An 18262-nucleotide genomic window follows, 5' to 3' on the forward strand; every position below is an offset into this window, starting at 1 on the left:
GTCGTGGTGCTGCGGAGCCGCTCGGTCGGCTCCTGCTCAGTAGGCGGAGACGAGCTTGCCGTCCTGCACCTTCAGGTACTGGTTCACACTGAACGAGTCCTCGCCGCGCTTCTTGTCGCCGAGGTACGAGGTGTAGCCGTACGAGACGCTCCCGTCCTTCGTGCTCGTCACCATCACGGTGCCGGCGCGCGACGCCTCGACCTCCAGCTCGGGCATCGACGTGACGTCGTACTGCACGCCGCCGTCGGCGTCGTAGGGCCCGTACCAGGGGCAGCCGCTCAGGGCCCGGAGCTCGGTCTTCTCGGCGCAGTCGTCGATGAGGTCGGTCACGTACTGCTCGGCGTCCTGCTCGAGTGCCTTGGTCGCCTTCGGCGCGAAGTCGACGTAGCCCGACGTGACCGCACCCACGGCGACCTGCTCGGTGCCGCCGGTGAAGTACTTCGTCCCGCCGACCGAGACCTGGTAGGTGCCGGGGTAGGCGAGGGACGTGAACTTGCCGTCGCTGATCTCCCCGATCTCCTTGCCGCCGACGGTCACCGGAGCGCCCTCGAGGACGTCCGAGGCCGTCAGGGTGACCTGCTGGGCCAGCGGCTGGGTGACACGCCACTCGTCCTTCACCAGGAACGAGGTGCCCGTGCGCCGCAGCGACACCTGGCCGGAGCGGTTCTTGCCGTCCTGGGTGTAGCTCAGGGTGGCGATGGCGGTGTCACCGGTCCGGGCGACCCGGCCGACGCGGATGTCCGACGGGCGGTCCTTCGCGCTCCCGAGCACCTTCGAGTCGAGCATCGCCGCGTCGTCGGGGATCTCGCTCAGGTCGGCGGCGGTGTCGGCGTCACCGCTGGCGATGGCCTGCACGTAGGACTTCACGGTCGGTGCCGGACCCCAGACGTTGGCGCGGAGGACGCTCGTCGTGACCGCACCGGCGATGACGACGACGATCACGGCGCCACCGGCGATGAGGGAACGGACCAGGATCTTCTTGGCCCGCGGGGACATCGGTGCGGGAGCGGGGGCACCACCGCCGATGAACGGCTGCGAACCGTCGGCCGGTTGTGCGCCGTACGGGGGCAGCGCGCCGTAGGGCGGCTGCGACCCGGCAGCCGGCTGCGCGCCGGAGATCGACTGCACGCCGTACGCGGGCTCCTGGGCAGGCCCGGCCGGCGGGTACGGCACGTGCTGGTCAGCGGCCGGGGGAGTGTTCCACGCGGCGGCAGCCGGCGCGTCCGCGGCGACAGGCGCGCCGGGTGCAACGGGAGCGCCGGGCGCGACGGGAGCGGCCGGGTCGACCGTCGCGGTGGGCGCGACGGGAGCGCCCTGACCGGCGACGGGAGCACCCTGGCCGGCAGCGGGCCCGGCCGGGAACGCCGGCGGCACGACGGGGCGGGGGTCCGCTCCGACCAGGCGGGACGTCCGGAGCACCACGGCTCCGCCGAGGCGGGGCAGGAGCACCGGGGCGAGGTACCGGGCGACGACCTCGATCGCGCCGCCCCACAGGGCGAAGACGATCGGCGTCCACGGCGCGATGCCGATCGACCCCGACCCGTCGACGGAGCTCGTGCTGCTCACCTGGTACGAGACGACTCCGGTGCCGAGGACGAAGCAGAGCAGACCGAGTGCGAACCACACCAGCGGCGTGACGACCCAGTCGAGCGTGGTGCGGATCCGGTCGTTGCGGCGGACGGCGAGGGCGAGCCCGGCCGCGACCGAGGTGACGACGACGAACAGCACGACGAGCCAGGTCCAGCCGCCGGCTCCGCCGAACACCGAGGCGGTGTCGCTGGCGGAGCCGAAGCCGGACGTCCCCACACCACCGAAGAACCCGAGCGCGGTCAGTCCGATCGCGACGTTGCCGAGCAGGAGCGGCAACGCGGAGCCGTAGGACGGCTGGGCGATCAGGGCGACGACGATGACGACGAGGGCGACCAGCACGACGAGGACCGTGAGCTGCGACGCGGCGACCCGGAGCGTGCCGAGCAGACGGGCGGCGAAGACGTTGCGCCCGGCGAGGACGGAGGGCCGGGCGAGGAGTGCCGCCAGGGCCCCGATGACGAACGCGCCGATGATGCTGCCGGCGCCGACGGCGTGCACCGGCTCGATGACCGCACCGGACACCGACGGGAACCGGATCGCGAAGAGGCCGGCGGCGACGTTCGTGAGCACGGTGGTGACGAGGCCGGAGACCACCGCGGTGACGAGCACCTGCGTGCGGCCGAGGCCACGCGTGCGGATCCGGCGGGTGAGCACGACGGCCAGGACGACCTGCGCGGCGAGCACCAGCGCGGGCACCACGGCGAGCGAGCCCGAGCCGGAACCGAGGAACCCGATCGACCCGGACAGGTGCAGTCGGCCGAGGTCGGCGAGGGCCACGAGCTGCGCCGGCGCGCCGAGCAGGACGCTCACGCCGGAGAGCAGGGACTCCACGTCGGGGGCCGAGCCCGCGCCGAGGTCGGTGCCGGACCCGGTGGACGGAGCGGCCGACCCGCTGCCGCCCGACGCGAGCAGTCCGACGGTGATGAGCAGCGAGAGCCCGGCGACGACGTACGCCGCGACCCAGCCGCCGACTGCGGCGAGCACGGCCGCCAGCCAGTCGCGACCGGACACGGACCGCAGGAAGCGACCGAACGCATCGGACGGCTGCGCGGCGGGGGCGGGCTGACCCGACCACTGCTGCGGGCCTCCAGGCTGCTGCTGCCAGGCGGGCTGGCCGTTCCAGGCGGGCTGGCCGGCACCGGGCTGGCCCGGACCGGGCTGGCCCGGACCGGGCTGGCCCGGACCGGGCTGCGACGGCGGGACGGGCTGGTTGGGCGGGTTCTCGCTCACGGCTGGGGGTCCTCTCCGACCGGGAGGCCGGCGCCGCACTCCAGCACCCGTGTCCCCCCGACACGTGCCTGCAGCGTAGCGGAACCGCCGATCCGCCGTGAATACGCTGTCCCCACGCTGGTAACTTCGGCAGCGCACCCGGCGCAGCACGCCGGACCACCCGGCGCACCACGCCGGCCGTCGCACCCGACGCACCGACGCACCCGACGCACCCGGCCCCGGCCGGGCGGAACGGAGATCACACCACCCCATGCCTGCAGACCGCACCGAACAGACCCGCTACTCGTTCGTCGTCGCCTCCAACCGACTCCCGGTGGACCGCGTCGTCGACCAGGACGGCAACGAGGGCTGGCGGCACTCGCCGGGTGGCCTCGTCACCGCCCTCGAACCCGTGATGCGCGCGAACGACGGAGCCTGGGTCGGCTGGGTGGGGCAGGCCGAGGTCGAGGTCGCACCGTTCGACAACGAGGGCATCCACATCGTCCCCGTCCCGCTCTCCGACGACGACGTCGAGGAGTACTACGAGGGCTTCAGCAACGACACGCTCTGGCCGCTGTACCACGACGTCATCGAGCACCCGAGCTACCACCGCGACTGGTGGAACGCGTACAAGCGCGTGAACGAGCGCTTCGCCGCGCAGATCGCCGAGATCGTCGAGCAGGACGGCATCGTCTGGGTGCAGGACTACCAGCTGCAGCTCGTGCCGGCCCTGCTCCGCGCCAAGCGCCCCGACCTGACGATCGGCTTCTTCAACCACATCCCGTTCCCGCCGGTCGGCATCTACGCGCAGCTGCCGTGGCGTGCGCAGATCCTCGACGGGCTGCTCGGCGCCGACGTCATCGGCTTCCAGCGCCACGACGACGCCAGCGACTTCCTCCGAGCGGTCCGCCACATCAAGGGCTACACGACCAAGGGCACCACGATCGACGTCCCGGTGGACGACCCGGCAGCCCCGCGCAGCCGCAAGGGCATCACGGTCCGCCACGTCGAGGCCAGGCACTTCCCGATCTCGATCGACGCCGAGAGCTTCGAGGCGATCGCCCGCAAGCCCGAGGTGCAGGAGCGTGCGCGCGAGATCCGCGAGAGCCTCGGCAACCCGAAGACGGTGCTGCTCGGCGTCGACCGGCTCGACTACACCAAGGGGATCCGCCACCGCATCAAGGCGTTCGGCGAGCTGGTGGAAGACGGCCGCATCGCGGTCGAGGACGCAACCCTCATCCAGGTCGCGAGCCCGAGCCGCGAGCGTGTCGACTCGTACGCGGCGCTCCGTGACGAGATCGAGCTGAGCGTCGGCCGCATCAACGGCGACCTCGGCGTCATCGGCCACCAGCCGATCTCGTACCTGCACCACGGCTACCCGCGCGAGGAGATGGTGGCGCTGTACCTGGCCGCCGACATCATGCTCGTCACCGCACTGCGCGACGGCATGAACCTCGTCGCGAAGGAGTACGTCGCCGCCCGCTTCGACAACGACGGGGTGCTCATCCTGTCCGAGTTCGCCGGTGCGGCCGACGAGCTCAAGCAGGCCGTGATCGTCAACCCACACGACATCGGGGCGCTCAAGGACTCGATCGAACGCGCGATCCAGATGCCGCGTCGCGAGCGGTCGACGCGCATGCGCGCGCTCCGCAAGCGCGTCCGCGACAACGACGTGGCGCGCTGGTCGCGCTCGTTCCTCGAGGCCCTCGACCGGCACGCGCCGCGGAACGCCCAGATCGACCCGTCCGCCGCCGACCCGCGCGAACAGCACCGCGAGGCGCAGACCGACAACATGTCGATCTTCGACCAGGACGCCCAGTCCGCCAGGGCTGCCGAGGACACCCGGGAGGCACGTGATGACTGAGACCACCACCGACCAGTCCGCCGTCGACGCGGCCCTCGAGACGCTCGCGGCTGCGCCGCGACTGATCGTCGCCCTCGACTTCGACGGCACGCTGGCCCCCTTCGCCGACGACCCCTCGCAGGTCGGGGCGCTGCCCGGTTCGTGGGCCGCGGTCCTGACCCTGCACCGTGCGAAGGACACCGAGGTGGTGCTCGTGTCGGGGCGTCCCCTCGGCAGCCTGGCCGCGGTGACCCACGCACCCGAGGACATGGCGCTCGTCGGCTCGCACGGCGTCGAGTGGCGCGTGGACGGCCACGACGAGGCCGCGCTCAGTGACGACGAGGTCGAGCGTGTGGCACGGATCGGTGCGGCGCTCGACGCGGTCGGCGAACGGTTCCCGGGCGTCGTGATCGAGCACAAGCCCGCCGGGCACGGGGTGCACACGCGCCGTGTCTCCGCCGAGGTCGCGGCCGAGGCGAACGCGGCGGCGAGCCGTGCGGCGCACGAGGCCGACCCCGAGGTGCTCGAGCGCGGTGGCAAGGACATCGTCGAGTTCGCGGTGCGCCACGTCACGAAGGGCGACGCGATCGCCCGGCTCCGCGAGCTGCACGGTGCCGATGCGGTGTTCTTCGCCGGCGACGACGTCACCGACGAGGACGCCTTCCGCGTGCTCGGCGACGGCGACGTCGGGGTGAAGGTCGGGCCGGGCCAGACCCGGGCCGGCTACCGCATCGCCGACCCGGCGGCCCTGACCGGGGTCCTGAAGCAGCTGGCGAGGCTGCGCGCAACCCGCTGATCACGGCCCCCGAGCATGAGAAAGCACGGGGGTGCACGGCTGGTATCCCAAAGCGTCCTAGACTCATCCCATGCCTGATATCGACGTCAAGCCGCGCAGCCGGGTCGTCACCGACGGGATCGAAGCAACCACCTCGCGTGGCATGCTGCGGGCCGTCGGTATGGGAGACGAGGACTGGAGCAAGCCGCAGATCGGCATCGCGTCCTCGTGGAACGAGATCACGCCGTGCAACCTGTCGCTCGACCGCCTCGCACAGGGTGCGAAGGAGGGCGTGCACTCCGGTGGCGGCTACCCGCTGCAGTTCGGCACCATCTCCGTCTCGGACGGCATCTCGATGGGCCACGAGGGCATGCACTTCTCCCTCGTCTCGCGTGAGGTCATCGCGGACAGCGTCGAGACCGTCGTCAACGCCGAGCGCCTCGACGGCACCGTCCTGCTCGCCGGCTGCGACAAGTCGCTCCCCGGCATGCTGATGGCCGCCGCGCGACTCGACCTGGCGAGCGTGTTCCTCTACGCGGGTTCGGTCATGCCGGGCTACGTGAAGCAGGCCGACGGCACGATGAAGGAAGTCACGATCATCGACTCCTTCGAGGGCGTCGGTGCCTGCAAGGCCGGCACCATGAGCGAAGAAGAGCTCAAGAAGATCGAGTGCGCCATCGTCCCGGGCGAGGGCGCATGCGGTGGCATGTACACGGCGAACACGATGGCTTCGGTCGCCGAAGCGCTCGGTATGTCGCTGCCGGGCTCCGCCGCTCCGCCGAGCGCCGACCGTCGCCGCGACTACTACGCGCACCGCTCCGGCGAGGCCGTGGTGAACATGCTCGAGCACGGCATCACCGCCCGCCAGATCCTCACCAAGGAAGCCTTCGAGAACGCGATCGCCGTGGCGATGGCCCTCGGCGGTTCCACCAACGTCATCCTGCACCTGCTCGCGATCGCCTACGAGGCCGAGGTCGAGCTGTCGCTGGACGACTTCAACCGCATCGGTTCGAAGGTCCCGCACCTTGCCGACATGAAGCCCTTCGGCAAGTACGTCATGGTCGACGTCGACCGCAACGGCGGCATCCCCGTGATCATGAAGGCGCTGCTCGACGCGGGCCTGCTGCACGGCGACTGCATGACCGTGACGGGCAAGACCGTCGCCGAGAACCTGGCCGAGATCGACCCGCCGGCACTCGACGGCGAGGTCTTCCGCACGCTCGACAACCCGATCCACGAGACCGGTGGCCTCACCGTCCTGCAGGGCTCCTTCGCCCCCGAGGGCGCCGTGGTGAAGACCGCGGGCTTCGACGCCTCCGTCTTCGAGGGCCCCGCCCGCGTGTTCGACCGCGAACGCGCGGCGATGGACGCCCTGACCGAGGGCAAGATCGAGAAGGGCGACGTCGTCGTCATCCGCTACGAGGGCCCCAAGGGCGGCCCGGGCATGCGCGAGATGCTCGCCATCACCGCGGCCATCAAGGGCGCGGGCCTCGGCAAGGATGTACTACTCTTGACCGACGGTCGATTCTCAGGCGGCACAACCGGCCTGTGCATCGGCCACATCGCACCGGAAGCAGTGGACGCAGGTCCAGTCGCTTTCGTTCGTGATGGCGACCGCATCCGTGTCGACATCGCGGCTCGCTCGCTCGACCTACTGGTCGACCCGGCCGAGCTGGAGGCCCGCCGTGACGGCTGGGCCCCGCTGCCCCCGCGCTACACCCGCGGAGTCCTCGCGAAGTACGCCAAGCTCGTGAAGTCCGCCGCCCAGGGCGCGGTCACGGGCTAGCGTCCGACACCCGCACCACCGCCACCACTCAGGCAAGGACCACTCATGCCCACGGAAGCAACTCCGTTGTCCGCGGCCGCCGGTGCACGCCGGTCGCCGGAGATCCTCACCGGCTCGGGAGCCGTCCTCCGGACGCTCGAGCACCTCGGGATCACCGACGTCTTCGGCCTGCCCGGCGGCGCGATCATCCCGTTCTACGACGAGCTGATGGCGTCGACCACGATCCGCCACATCCTCGTCCGTCACGAGCAGGGCGCCGGCCACGCCGCCGAGGGCTACGCCTCGTCGTCCGGCAAGGTCGGGGTCGCCATCGCGACGTCCGGCCCCGGTGCGACGAACCTCGTCACGGCCATCGCCGACGCCTACATGGACTCGGTGCCGTTCATCGCGATCACCGGTCAGGTGTTCTCGACGCTGATGGGCACCGACGCGTTCCAGGAAGCCGACATCGTCGGCATCACGATGCCCATCACGAAGCACTCGTTCCTGGTCACCGACCCGGCCGACGTGCCGGCGACCCTCGCCGCGGCACACCTCATCGCGACGACCGGTCGGCCCGGCCCCGTGCTGGTGGACATCACGAAGGACGCCCAGCAGAAGTCGGCGCCCTACGTGTGGCCGCCCAAGATCGACCTGCCCGGTTACCGCCCGGTGACCAAGGCGCACGGCAAGCAGATCACCGCGGCCGCGCAGCTGCTGTCCGAGTCGAAGCGCCCGGTGCTCTACGTCGGCGGCGGGGTCATCCGCTCCCGCGCGACCGCCGAGCTCCTCCGCTTCGCCGAGGCGACCGGGGCGCCGGTCGTCACGACCCTGATGGCGCGCGGCGCGTTCCCGGACTCGCACCCGCAGCACCTCGGCATGCCCGGCATGCACGGCACGGTGCCCGCGGTGCTCGGGCTGCAGGACAGCGACCTCATCGTCGCCCTCGGTGCCCGCTTCGACGACCGCGTGACGGGCAAGGCCGACGAGTTCGCGCCGGACGCCAAGGTCGTGCACGTGGACATCGACCCGGCCGAGATCTCGAAGATCCGCTTCGCCGACGTCCCGATCGTCGGTGACGCCCGCGAGGTCCTGGTCGACCTGCTCGACGCCTGGGGCGGCATCGCCGTCGAGGACCGCGCGCCGACCGACGAGTGGTGGGCGAAGCTCCACCAGCTCAAGACCGACTTCCCGCTCGGGTACGCCGAGCCGACCGACGGGCTGCTCGCGCCGCAGGGCATCATCAAGCGCATCGGTGAGCTCTCCGGTCCCGAGGCCGTCTACGCCTCCGGTGTCGGCCAGCACCAGATGTGGTCCGCGCAGTTCATCAAGTACGAGCGGCCCAACGCCTGGCTCAACTCCGGTGGTGCCGGCACCATGGGCTACTCGGTCCCCGCGGCGATGGGTGCGAAGGTCGCACAGCCGGACCGCGTGGTCTGGGCGATCGACGGCGACGGCTGCTTCCAGATGACGAACCAGGAACTCGCGACCTGCGTCATCAACGACATCCCGATCAAGGTCGCGATCATCAACAACTCGTCGCTCGGCATGGTCCGGCAGTGGCAGACGCTGTTCTACGACGGCCGGCACTCCTTCACCGACCTCGAGACGGGGCACGCCTCGCGCCGTGTGCCGGACTTCGTGAAGCTGGCCGACGCCTACGGTGCCCTCGGCATCCGGGTCGAGAAGGCCGACGAGGTCGACGCCGCGATCGAGCTCGCCCTCGCGACCAACGACCGCCCGGTGGTGATCGACTTCGTCGTGAGCCGTGACTCGATGGTGTGGCCGATGGTCCCGCAGGGCGTCAGCAACTCGTCCATCGAGTACGCCCAGGCACTCGCGCCCACCTGGGACGACGAGGACGCCGACATGACGGGAGAAACCGCATGAGCCACGTCCTCTCCCTCCTCGTGGAGGACAAGCCCGGCCTGCTGACCCGTGTCGCCGGACTCTTCGCCCGGCGCGGGTTCAACATCGAGTCGCTCGCCGTCGGCAACACCGAGGTGGACGGCCTCAGCCGGATCACGGTCGTCGTCGACGTCGAAGACCTCCCGCTGGAACAGGTGACGAAGCAGCTCAACAAGCTGGTGAACGTCATCAAGATCGTCGAACTGGACTTCTCGCAGTCGGTCCAGCGCGAGCACATGCTCGTGAAGGTGCGCGTCGACAACCAGACGCGCTCGGCGGTGCTCGAAGCAGTGAACCTGTTCCGTGCCCAGGTCGTCGACGTGGCGACCGACTCCCTGATCGTCGAGGTGACCGGCGACCCCGGCAAGATCCAGGCGATCCTCCGCGTGCTCGAGCCCTACGGCGTCAAGGAGCTCGCCCGCGCGGGCCTCCTCGGCATGGGCCGCGGACCGAAGAGCATCACCGACCGGGTGCGCTGAGCGCCCGTCACACCCTTCCCGGGCGCCGATGGTGCCCGGCACCGACCACAGAACCAAGGAGACACACCCTCGTGACTGACATCGTGTACGACGCCGACGCCGACCTGACGCTCATCCAGGGCAAGAAGGTCGCCGTCATCGGCTACGGCTCGCAGGGCCACGCCCACGCCCTCAACCTCCGTGACTCGGGTGTCGAGGTGAAGATCGGCCTGCAGGAGGGCTCGAAGAGCCGACAGAAGGCCGAAGAGGCGGGCTTCGAGGTCCACACGCCGGGCGACGCCACCGCCTGGGCCGACGTCGTCGTCATCCTCGCGCCGGACCAGGTCCAGCGCATCGTCTACGCCGAGGACATCCGCCCGAACCTCAAGCCGGGCGCGACGCTCGTCTTCGGCCACGGCTTCAACATCCGCTTCGGCTACATCGAGGCGCCCGAGGGCGTCGACGTGTCGCTCGTCGCGCCGAAGGGCCCGGGGCACACCGTCCGCCGCGAGTACGAGGCCGGCCGTGGCGTCCCCGTGATCGTCGCCGTCGAGGTGGATGCGTCCGGTTCCGCCTGGGACCTCGCGTGGTCGTACTCCAAGGCGATCGGTGGCCTCCGCTCCGGCGGCATCAAGACGACCTTCACCGAGGAGACCGAGACCGACCTGTTCGGCGAGCAGGCCGTCCTCTGCGGTGGCACCTCGCAGCTCATCCAGTACGGTTTCGAGACCCTGGTCGAGGCGGGCTACCAGCCGCAGATCGCCTACTTCGAGGTCCTGCACGAGCTCAAGCTCATCGTCGACCTGATCTGGGAGGGCGGCCTCACCAAGCAGCGCTGGTCGATCTCCGACACGGCCGAGTTCGGTGACTACGTCTCCGGCCCGCGCGTGATCTCGCCGGACGTCAAGGAGAACATGAAGGCGGTGCTCGCGGACATCCAGAACGGTGCCTTCGCGAAGCGCTTCATCGAGGACCAGGACGCCGGCGCACCGGAGTTCAAGGCGCTCCGTGCCAAGGGCGAGGGCCACCCGATCGAGGCCACCGGCCGCGAGCTCCGCGCGCTCTTCGCGTGGAAGCAGAACGACGGCGACTACGTGGACGGCTCGGCCGCGCGGTAGTCTTCCGAGAACCACTCGACCTGCGAGGCGGCGGTGCACCTGCACCGCCGCCTCGCGATGTGACCCGAACGTTATGCAGCAGCTCTTCTCCAGCCCCGACGCCGCGGACCGGCGTCCCTCCGCCGTGCGCGCGGACGATTCCCGACACCCGTCGGCCGTGCTGCGCACCCGCGGTCAGGACCGCCCCGACCAGCATGGGATGATCGTTCGATGGCGGTGACGAAGCGAGCGGTCCACATCGGCGCCGGCAAGATCGGGCGCGGGTTCGTGGGCCAGTTCCTCGTGGCGAGCGGCTACGAGCTCACCTTCGTCGACGTCGACGAACGCGTGGTCTCGGCCCTGAACGAAGCCGGCCGGTTCGTGGTGCACGAGGTCGGCGAGATGCCGGTCGAGCACCTCGTCTACGGGTTCCGGGCGCTCAGCAGCAAGACCGACCGCGAGCGTGTGGTGCAGGCCATCGCCGAGGCCGACGTGGTGACCACCGCCGTGGGCGCACGCACACTCCCGCTCGTCGCGCCGCTCATCGCCGAAGGCCTCGCGGCACGCCCGCTCGAGCGCGGCGACGTCACGATCGTCGCCTGCGAGAACGCGTTCAACGCGACCGACTCCCTGCACGCCAGCATCCGCCGAGCCCCCATCCTCGAAGACCGCGACATCGCCGCCGTCTTCGCGAACTGCGCGATCGACCGCATCGTCCCGGACCAGTCCGGTGTGCTCGGTCAGTCCGGCGGCCTCGACGTCGTGCTCGAACCGTTCTACGAGTGGGTCATCGAGCGCACCCCGTTCCTGGGCTCCGACGCCGAACCGCCGACGATCGAGGGCGTCACGTGGGTCGACGACCTGCAGCCGTTCGTCGAGCGCAAGCTCTACACGGTCAACACGGCGCACGCCACCGCCGCCTACCACGGCTACGTGCGGGGCATCCGGCTCATCCGCGAAGCACTCGAGGACGACGCCGTCCGCGCCGAGGTCGACGGGGTGCTCGCCGAGACCACCGCACTGCTGATCGCGAAGCACGGCTTCGACCCCGAGGACCACGCGCGCTACGTCGCCGCGAACCTCTCCCGCATCGCGAACCCGCACCTGCCGGACTCCACCGCGCGCGTCGGCCGCAACCCGCTCCGCAAGCTCGGCCGTCGTGAACGCTTCGTCGGCCCGGCGTCGCAGCTCGCCGAGCGCGGCCTGCCCGTCGAGCACCTGCTCGGTGCCGTCCGCGTGGCGCTCGCATTCGACGACGAGAACGACCCGGAGTCGATCGAGCTGCACGCACTCCTGCGTTCCGGGGCGACCGCGCACGCGCTGACCGAGATCCTCACGGGCCTGATGGAGAGCCACCCGCTCTTCCCGGCCGTCCGCGACGTCGTCGCCGAGGTCCTCGCGACGCAGCCGGCCGACGTCTGACCTCGGCCTCCCGGCCGTCGCTGGTCCTCCCGGTGTCGTGTCCCTCGTAGAATCGGGGCATGACCACGGCAGCATCCCCACCAGACGGGTCGATCGACCCGGACGTGCCGAACGCCGTCGACACCGACGACGCCGCCCTCAGCTGGGGTGACGCCGACGACGCCACCCACGTCGACGCGGCGCACAACCCGGTGGCGGTGCGCGAGCGCGGCGAGCGGGACCCCGAGGCGCCCGAGACCTCCGGCGCGCTCGTCGGGTTCGGCGTCTTCGGGGGCCTCTACCTCCTCTACACGGTGGCCTGGCTCCTCACCGCGTCGACCGCGTACGTCTCCGGCGTCGACACGGTCCTCACGCTCTTCGTCGAGGTGCTCCGCTTCCTCGCGATCCTCGCGCCGGCACTCTGGTTCACGGTGGTGCTCTGGGCGGCGCGCAGCAGCCGCACGCGGACCCGCCTGCTCTGGATGCTCCTCGGTGCCGTCGTGCTCTTCCCCTGGCCGTTCCTCCTGACTCGGAGCTTCGGGTGACCGGGGCAGTGCCGGCGACGACCCACCGGAACAGCGCCCCCGTGGTCGCGAAGATCGTGGTCTGGGTCGTGTTCGCGGCGCTGTTCGCGTACATGACGGTGCAGGCCGTCGGCAACCTGACGCAGATCAACCAGCGGGTGGACGCCTTCAACGCGTTCCTCCAGACGACCTCGGGCGGCGACTCGCTGCAGACCAGCACCCCGTGGCTGTGGCTCGTGCTCGACATCCTCATCGCGCCGGTCGCGTTCGTCGCGGCGATCGTCATCACCCGGCGTTCGAGCCTGCCCGTCACGATCGCGGTGTTCGTGGTCGCCTTCGCGGGCGCCGGCGCCCTCTGGCTCGACCTCCAGCTGTTCGTCCCGACGCTGCTGGACTTCTGACGCGACCCGTCGACGGCCAGGAGGCACGGTGCGGCCCCGCCCCGCGCCTCCTGCCCTCGTGTGGTTCTCCACAGGACCGCTCCCGCGGTCGTAACCACCGGCCCGCGTCGATAGCATGGTGGGATACCAACCGTCTCGAGTGAGGAAACAGCTGCTGTGTCGAAGCCGGTCGTCCTGATCGCCGAAGAACTCTCGCCCGCAACGGTCGACGCCCTCGGGCCCGACTTCGAGATCCGGAACGTGGACGGCACCGACCGTCCGGCGCTCCTGGCGGCGCTGTCCGACGCGCACGCCGTCCTCGTGCGGTCCGCCACCAAGATCGACGCCGAGGCGATCGCCGCGGCACCGGTCCTCAAGGTCGTCGCCCGCGCCGGCGTCGGCCTCGACAACGTCGACATCAAGGCCGCGACGACCGCCGGCGTGATGGTGGTGAACGCCCCGACCTCGAACATCATCTCGGCGGCGGAGCTCACGGTCGGGCACATCCTGTCGCTCGCACGGCACATCCCGGCCGCCCACGCCTCGCTGGCCGCCGGTGCGTGGAAGCGCTCGTCGTACACCGGTGTCGAGCTCTACGAGAAGACCGTCGGCATCATCGGCCTCGGCCGCATCGGCGCGCTCATCACCCAGCGGCTGCAGGCCTTCGGCGTGACGGTCATCGCGTACGACCCGTACGTCACCACCGCACGTGCGCAGCAGCTCGGGGTCGAGCTCGTCTCCCTCGAGGACCTGCTGCGTCGGGCGGACTTCACCACGATCCACATGCCGAGGACACCGGAGACCCTCGGCATGATCTCGGACGACCAGTTCGCCCTGATGAAGCCGACCGCGTTCGTCGTGAACGTCGCCCGCGGTGGCCTGATCGACGAGGACGCCCTGCACCGGGCCCTCACGTCGAACACCATCGCCGGCGCCGGCCTCGACGTCTTCGTCGCCGAGCCCCCGAAGGACTCGCCGCTCCTGGCACTCCCGAACGTCGTCGTGACGCCGCACCTCGGCGCCTCCACCGACGAAGCGCAAGAGAAGGCAGGCGTCTCGGTCGCCAAGTCGGTCCGTCTCGCCCTCGGCGGCGAGCTCGTGCCCGACGCGGTCAACGTCGCCGGCGGGGTCATCGACCCGTACGTGCGCCCCGGCATCCCGCTCGTCGAGAAGCTCGGCCAGGTCTTCACCGCCCTCGCGACCTCGCCGGTCACGAGCATCGACGTCGAGGTGCACGGCGAGCTCGCCGAGTACGACGTCAGCGTGCTGAAGCTCGCGGCGCTCAAGGGCGTCTTCACCGACGTCGTCAGCGACCAGGTCTCCTACGTCAACGCTCCGCTCATCGCCGAGCAGCGCGGGGTCACCGTCCGCCTCATCACCGAGACCGACAGCCCCGAGTACCGCAACGTGCTGACGATCCGCGGTGCCCAGTCCGACGGCCCGGCGATCAGCGTCTCCGGCACGCTCACCGGCCCGAAGCAGGTCGAGAAGCTCGTCGAGATCAACGGGCACGACGTCGAGGTGCCGCTCGACCGGCACCACGTCGTCATGGAGTACACCGACCGTCCGGGCATCGTCGCGGTCTACGGCAAGGAGTTCGGCCAGGCCGGCATCAACATCGCCGCGATGCAGATCTCGCGCGAAGCCGCCGGTGGCCAGGCACTGAGCGTCCTGACGGTCGACTCGCCCGTGCCGGCCGAGATCCTCGAGCACGTCCGCTCGGCGATCGACGCGTCCTCGCTCCGCGAGATCGACATCACGCTCTAGGGGAGTGGCGGACATGAGCAGCGCGCAGACGATCCGACTCGCGGTGATCCGTGGTGACGGCATCGGCCCCGAGGTCGTCGACGAGGCCCTGAAGGTCCTGCACGCGGTCCTGCCGGACGACCTCGTGGTGCAGGAGACCCCGTTCTCCCTCGGCGCCGCACGGTACCTGGAGACCGGCGACATCCTGACCGACGACGACATGGCAGCGATCGCGCAGCACGACGCGATCCTGCTCGGAGCGGTCGGCGGTGACCCGCGTGACCCGCGGCTCGCCGGCGGCATCATCGAGCGCGGGCTGCTCCTCAAGCTCCGCTTCGCGTTCGACCACTACGTGAACCTCCGGCCGACGACGGTGCACCCGGCCGTCCCGACGCCGCTCGCCGACCCCGGCGAGGTCGACTTCGTGGTCGTCCGCGAAGGCACCGAGGGGCCCTACGTCGGCAACGGCGGCGCCATCCGGACCGGTACCCCGCACGAGATCGCGACCGAGGTCTCGTTGAACACCGCCTTCGGTGTCGAACGGGTCGTGCGGTACGCCTTCGCGCTGGCGGACCGACGCCCGCGTCGCCACCTGACCCTCGTGCACAAGAGCAACGTCCTGGTGCACGCCGGAGCTCTCTGGCAGCGCACCGTCGCGGCCGTCGGCGCCGAGTACCCGGACGTCACGGTCGACTACCAGCACGTGGACGCGGTCACCATCCACATGGTCCGCGACCCCGCACGGTTCGACGTCATCGTCACCGACAACCTGTTCGGTGACATCATCACCGACCTGGCCGGCGCGATCAGCGGCGGCATCGGTCTGGCGGCCTCGGGCAACATCAACCCGGACGGCACCTTCCCCAGCATGTTCGAGCCGGTCCACGGTTCCGCGCCGGACATCGCAGGTCAGCAGCTGGCCGACCCCACCGCCGCGATCCGTTCCGTCGCCCTGTTGCTCGACCACCTCGGTCGCGGTGACCTGGCGGCCGCGGTGACGGCTGCGGTGGAGTCCGACCTCGCCGACCGGGGCACCACGCCGCGTCGCACGGCCGAGATCGGCGACGCGATCGCCGCCGCGGCCACGGCACGCACCACCACCGCCTGAGAAGGAGTCCTCCCCATGAGCACCGACACCGCCTTCGGACTCGAGTTCGCCAGCACCCCGTCCGCCGACCGCCGCGCGGCTGCCGAGCGTGAGCAGATCCTCGCCGACCCGGGCTTCGGCAAGCACTTCACCGACCACATGGCGACGGTCGAGTGGACGCTCGACGACGGCTGGCACAGCGCGTCGATCCACCCGTACGGGCCGCTGTCCCTCGACCCGAGCGCGAGCGTCCTGCACTACGCCCAGGAGATCTTCGAGGGACTCAAGGCCTACCGGCACGCGGACGGCTCGGTCTGGTCGTTCCGGCCGGACGCCAACGCCCGACGCTTCCAGCGGTCCGCCCGACGCCTGGCGCTCCCGGAGCTCCCGGTCGAGGCGTTCGTCGAGTCGATCCGGCAGCTCGTGCAGACCGACGTCGACTGGGTGCCCTCGGCACCCGAGACCAGCCTGTACCTGCGGCCGTTCATGATCGCGACGGAGTCGTTCCTCGGGGTCCGCGCGGCACAGGCCGTTGCTTACCACTGCATCGCGAGCCCCGCCGGTGCGTACTTCACCTCGGGCCCGAAGCCGGTGTCGATCTGGCTGTCGACGCAGTACGCGCGCGCCGGCAAGGGCGGGACCGGTGCAGCGAAGACCGGCGGCAACTACGCCTCGTCGCTGCTGCCCCAGCAAGAGGCCTACGAGCACGGCTGCCAGCAGGTGATGTTCCTCGACTCGGTGGAGGGCAAGTACCTCGAAGAGCTCGGCGGGATGAACGTCGTCCTGGTCAAGTCCGACGGCACCCTCGTCACGCCCGACTCCGACTCCATCCTCGAGGGGATCACGCGTGACTCGATCCTGCAGTTGGCCGAGGACCGCGGCCTGACCGTCGAGAAGCGCCGCGTGACCCTCGACGAGTGGCGTGACGGCGTCGCCGACGGCTCGATCACCGAGGCGTTCGCATGCGGGACCGCCGCCGTCGTGACCCCGATCGCAGAACTCCGGGGTGACGGCTTCACGATCGGTTCGCCGACCGTGGGGGCCGGGGAACTCACGATGTCCCTGCGCGACGAACTCACCGACATCCAGTACGGCCGTCGTCCCGACCCGCACGGGTGGATGACCAAGCTGACCGACGCGTCCTGATCGACCGGCGGGCGTGGGTAGGGTCGAACGGTGAAGATCGCACGGTTCAGCAGCAAGGGTGAAGACCCCCGGTACGGCATCCTCGACGAGCGCGCTCTGGTGGTGCTCGCGGGAGACCCGATGTACCAGGGCTTCGAGACCACGGGGGAGCGCGTGGCACTCGCCGACGCCAAGCTCCTCGCCCCCGTCATCCCGCGGTCGAAGGTCATCGGCGTCGGGCTCAACTACTCGGAGCACGCCTCCGAGATGGACGAGCGTGCCGGCGACGACCCGGTGGTGTTCCTCAAGCCGAACACCTCGGTGATCGGTCCGGACGAGCCCATCCGCCTCCCCGCCGACATCGGACGCGTCGACCACGAGGGTGAACTCGCCATCGTGATCGGCTCGCTCGCGAAGAACGTCCGGCGCGAGGACTTCGCGAGCGTGATCCTCGGCTACACGATCGCCAACGACGTGACCGCCCGAGACCTGCAGGCTCGCGACGGTCAGTGGACCCGGGCGAAGGGCTTCGACACGTTCTGCCCGCTCGGCCCGGTGATCGAGACCGAGATCGACCCGTCGGACATCCGCATCGAGACCCGCGTCGACGGTGACCTCCGGCAGGCGGCCTCGACGAACGAGATGGTGCACGACATCCCGTCGCTCGTCGAGTTCGTGTCCTCCATCTGGACCCTCCTGCCCGGTGACGTCATCCTGACCGGGACTCCGGCCGGTGTCGGGCAGATCCGCGACGGCGAGATCGTCGAGGTCACCATCTCCGGCATCGGTTCGCTCAAGAACCCGGTCATCGCGCGGCACTGACAGCGCTCCCGAACGGCCCGTTCCCCCAGGTGGGGAGCGGGCCGTTCGGCGTTGCCGGGGGAGTACGCAACAGCGGCGCAGAGGGCGACACGCCCGGGATGTGGGCCGGCTTGGCGCTGCCGTTCACCTCTGCGTAAAGTAATCACTCGTTGCCGCTGAGGCGGAGAACGGAACGGCCGAGACGATCACCGGGTTGAACACCTGGAGATGCAGTCCGGACGGGGTCCCGCTCAGGCAACCAACTCCTCGGAAACACAACCTCTGGTTGTGCGCCCAGGATGTTGTACAAGACGAATGCCTCTCTGGCGGAACCTTTTGTGGGTCGAGCGGGGAGTGCGTCTGGTCCTTGAGAACTCAACAGCGTGCACATTGTCAATGCCAATTTATTGATTGACCTCGTGCCTGGTCGGCTTGCTGACTGGGTCATGAAGCAATTCCTTTTGGATTGAAGATTGTCAGTAGACAGTCAACAGTCAGAATCAACTCGGTCTGATGCCTTCGGGTGTTGGGTCTGTATTTTTTTACGGAGAGT

Annotated in this window: 14 protein-coding genes; 13 read left to right on the forward strand and 1 reads right to left on the reverse strand. The window is 70.2% G+C overall.

Features of this window, described 5'->3' with window-relative positions; translation table 11 throughout:
* Positions 1 to 36: 36 nt before the first annotated feature.
* Entirely contained in the window at positions 37 to 2820 is a 2784-nt protein-coding gene (locus DEJ05_RS12170) for a hypothetical protein (RefSeq protein WP_111110528.1), read from the reverse strand.
* A 250-nt stretch (positions 2821 to 3070) separates the two neighbouring features.
* Between DEJ05_RS12170 and otsA the strand changes: the two genes are divergently transcribed.
* From otsA to DEJ05_RS12235, 13 genes are all read left to right on the forward strand, one after another.
* On the forward strand, positions 3071 to 4663 hold the full coding sequence (otsA, locus tag DEJ05_RS12175) for an alpha,alpha-trehalose-phosphate synthase (UDP-forming) (RefSeq protein ID WP_071405817.1): 1593 nt from the start codon (positions 3071 to 3073) through the stop codon (positions 4661 to 4663).
* The gene (gene otsB, locus DEJ05_RS12180) at positions 4656 to 5438 is read left to right on the forward strand and encodes a trehalose-phosphatase (protein WP_111110529.1); all 783 of its coding nucleotides are present in this window, start codon (positions 4656 to 4658) and stop codon (positions 5436 to 5438) included. Before otsA ends, otsB begins: the two co-directional genes overlap by 8 nt.
* Positions 5439 to 5508: 70 nt before the next feature.
* A complete protein-coding gene (ilvD, locus tag DEJ05_RS12185; protein ID WP_071405815.1) occupies positions 5509 to 7203 on the forward strand; it encodes a dihydroxy-acid dehydratase in 1695 nt (564 codons plus the stop codon).
* A gap of 45 nt (positions 7204 to 7248) precedes the next feature.
* A complete protein-coding gene (locus DEJ05_RS12190) occupies positions 7249 to 9072 on the forward strand; it encodes an acetolactate synthase large subunit (RefSeq protein ID WP_111110530.1) in 1824 nt (607 codons plus the stop codon).
* Positions 9069 to 9569: an acetolactate synthase small subunit gene (ilvN, locus tag DEJ05_RS12195; RefSeq protein ID WP_017888842.1), complete on the forward strand. Its 501-nt coding sequence runs from the start codon at positions 9069 to 9071 to the stop codon at positions 9567 to 9569. The genes DEJ05_RS12190 and ilvN overlap by 4 nt, the downstream gene beginning before the upstream one ends.
* Positions 9570 to 9640: 71 nt before the next feature.
* Positions 9641 to 10666: a ketol-acid reductoisomerase gene (gene ilvC, locus DEJ05_RS12200; RefSeq protein ID WP_027466530.1), complete on the forward strand. Its 1026-nt coding sequence runs from the start codon at positions 9641 to 9643 to the stop codon at positions 10664 to 10666.
* Positions 10667 to 10876: 210 nt separating this feature from the next.
* Complete coding sequence (locus tag DEJ05_RS12205; RefSeq protein ID WP_071405813.1) at positions 10877 to 12067, forward strand: mannitol-1-phosphate 5-dehydrogenase; 1191 nt, start codon at positions 10877 to 10879, stop codon at positions 12065 to 12067.
* Positions 12068 to 12126: 59 nt separating this feature from the next.
* Positions 12127 to 12591, forward strand: coding sequence for a hypothetical protein (locus DEJ05_RS12210; RefSeq protein ID WP_111047588.1), 465 nt, complete (start codon positions 12127 to 12129; stop codon positions 12589 to 12591).
* Positions 12588 to 12971 (forward strand): hypothetical protein, encoded by a 384-nt coding sequence (locus DEJ05_RS12215; protein ID WP_111110531.1) that lies wholly within the window; start codon positions 12588 to 12590, stop codon positions 12969 to 12971. Before DEJ05_RS12210 ends, DEJ05_RS12215 begins: the two co-directional genes overlap by 4 nt.
* A gap of 156 nt (positions 12972 to 13127) precedes the next feature.
* Positions 13128 to 14717 (forward strand): phosphoglycerate dehydrogenase, encoded by a 1590-nt coding sequence (gene serA / locus DEJ05_RS12220; RefSeq protein WP_071405810.1) that lies wholly within the window; start codon positions 13128 to 13130, stop codon positions 14715 to 14717.
* Positions 14718 to 14730: 13 nt separating this feature from the next.
* Positions 14731 to 15804: a 3-isopropylmalate dehydrogenase gene (locus tag DEJ05_RS12225; RefSeq protein WP_071405821.1), complete on the forward strand. Its 1074-nt coding sequence runs from the start codon at positions 14731 to 14733 to the stop codon at positions 15802 to 15804.
* 15 nt (positions 15805 to 15819) lie between these two features.
* Positions 15820 to 16929 (forward strand): branched-chain amino acid aminotransferase, encoded by a 1110-nt coding sequence (locus DEJ05_RS12230; protein WP_027466537.1) that lies wholly within the window; start codon positions 15820 to 15822, stop codon positions 16927 to 16929.
* A 30-nt stretch (positions 16930 to 16959) separates the two neighbouring features.
* Entirely contained in the window at positions 16960 to 17730 is a 771-nt protein-coding gene (locus DEJ05_RS12235; protein WP_027466538.1) for a fumarylacetoacetate hydrolase family protein, read from the forward strand.
* Positions 17731 to 18262: the final 532 nt, after the last annotated feature.

This window comes from Curtobacterium sp. MCLR17_045 (assembly GCF_003234405.1).
Taxonomy (GTDB): domain Bacteria; phylum Actinomycetota; class Actinomycetes; order Actinomycetales; family Microbacteriaceae; genus Curtobacterium; species Curtobacterium flaccumfaciens.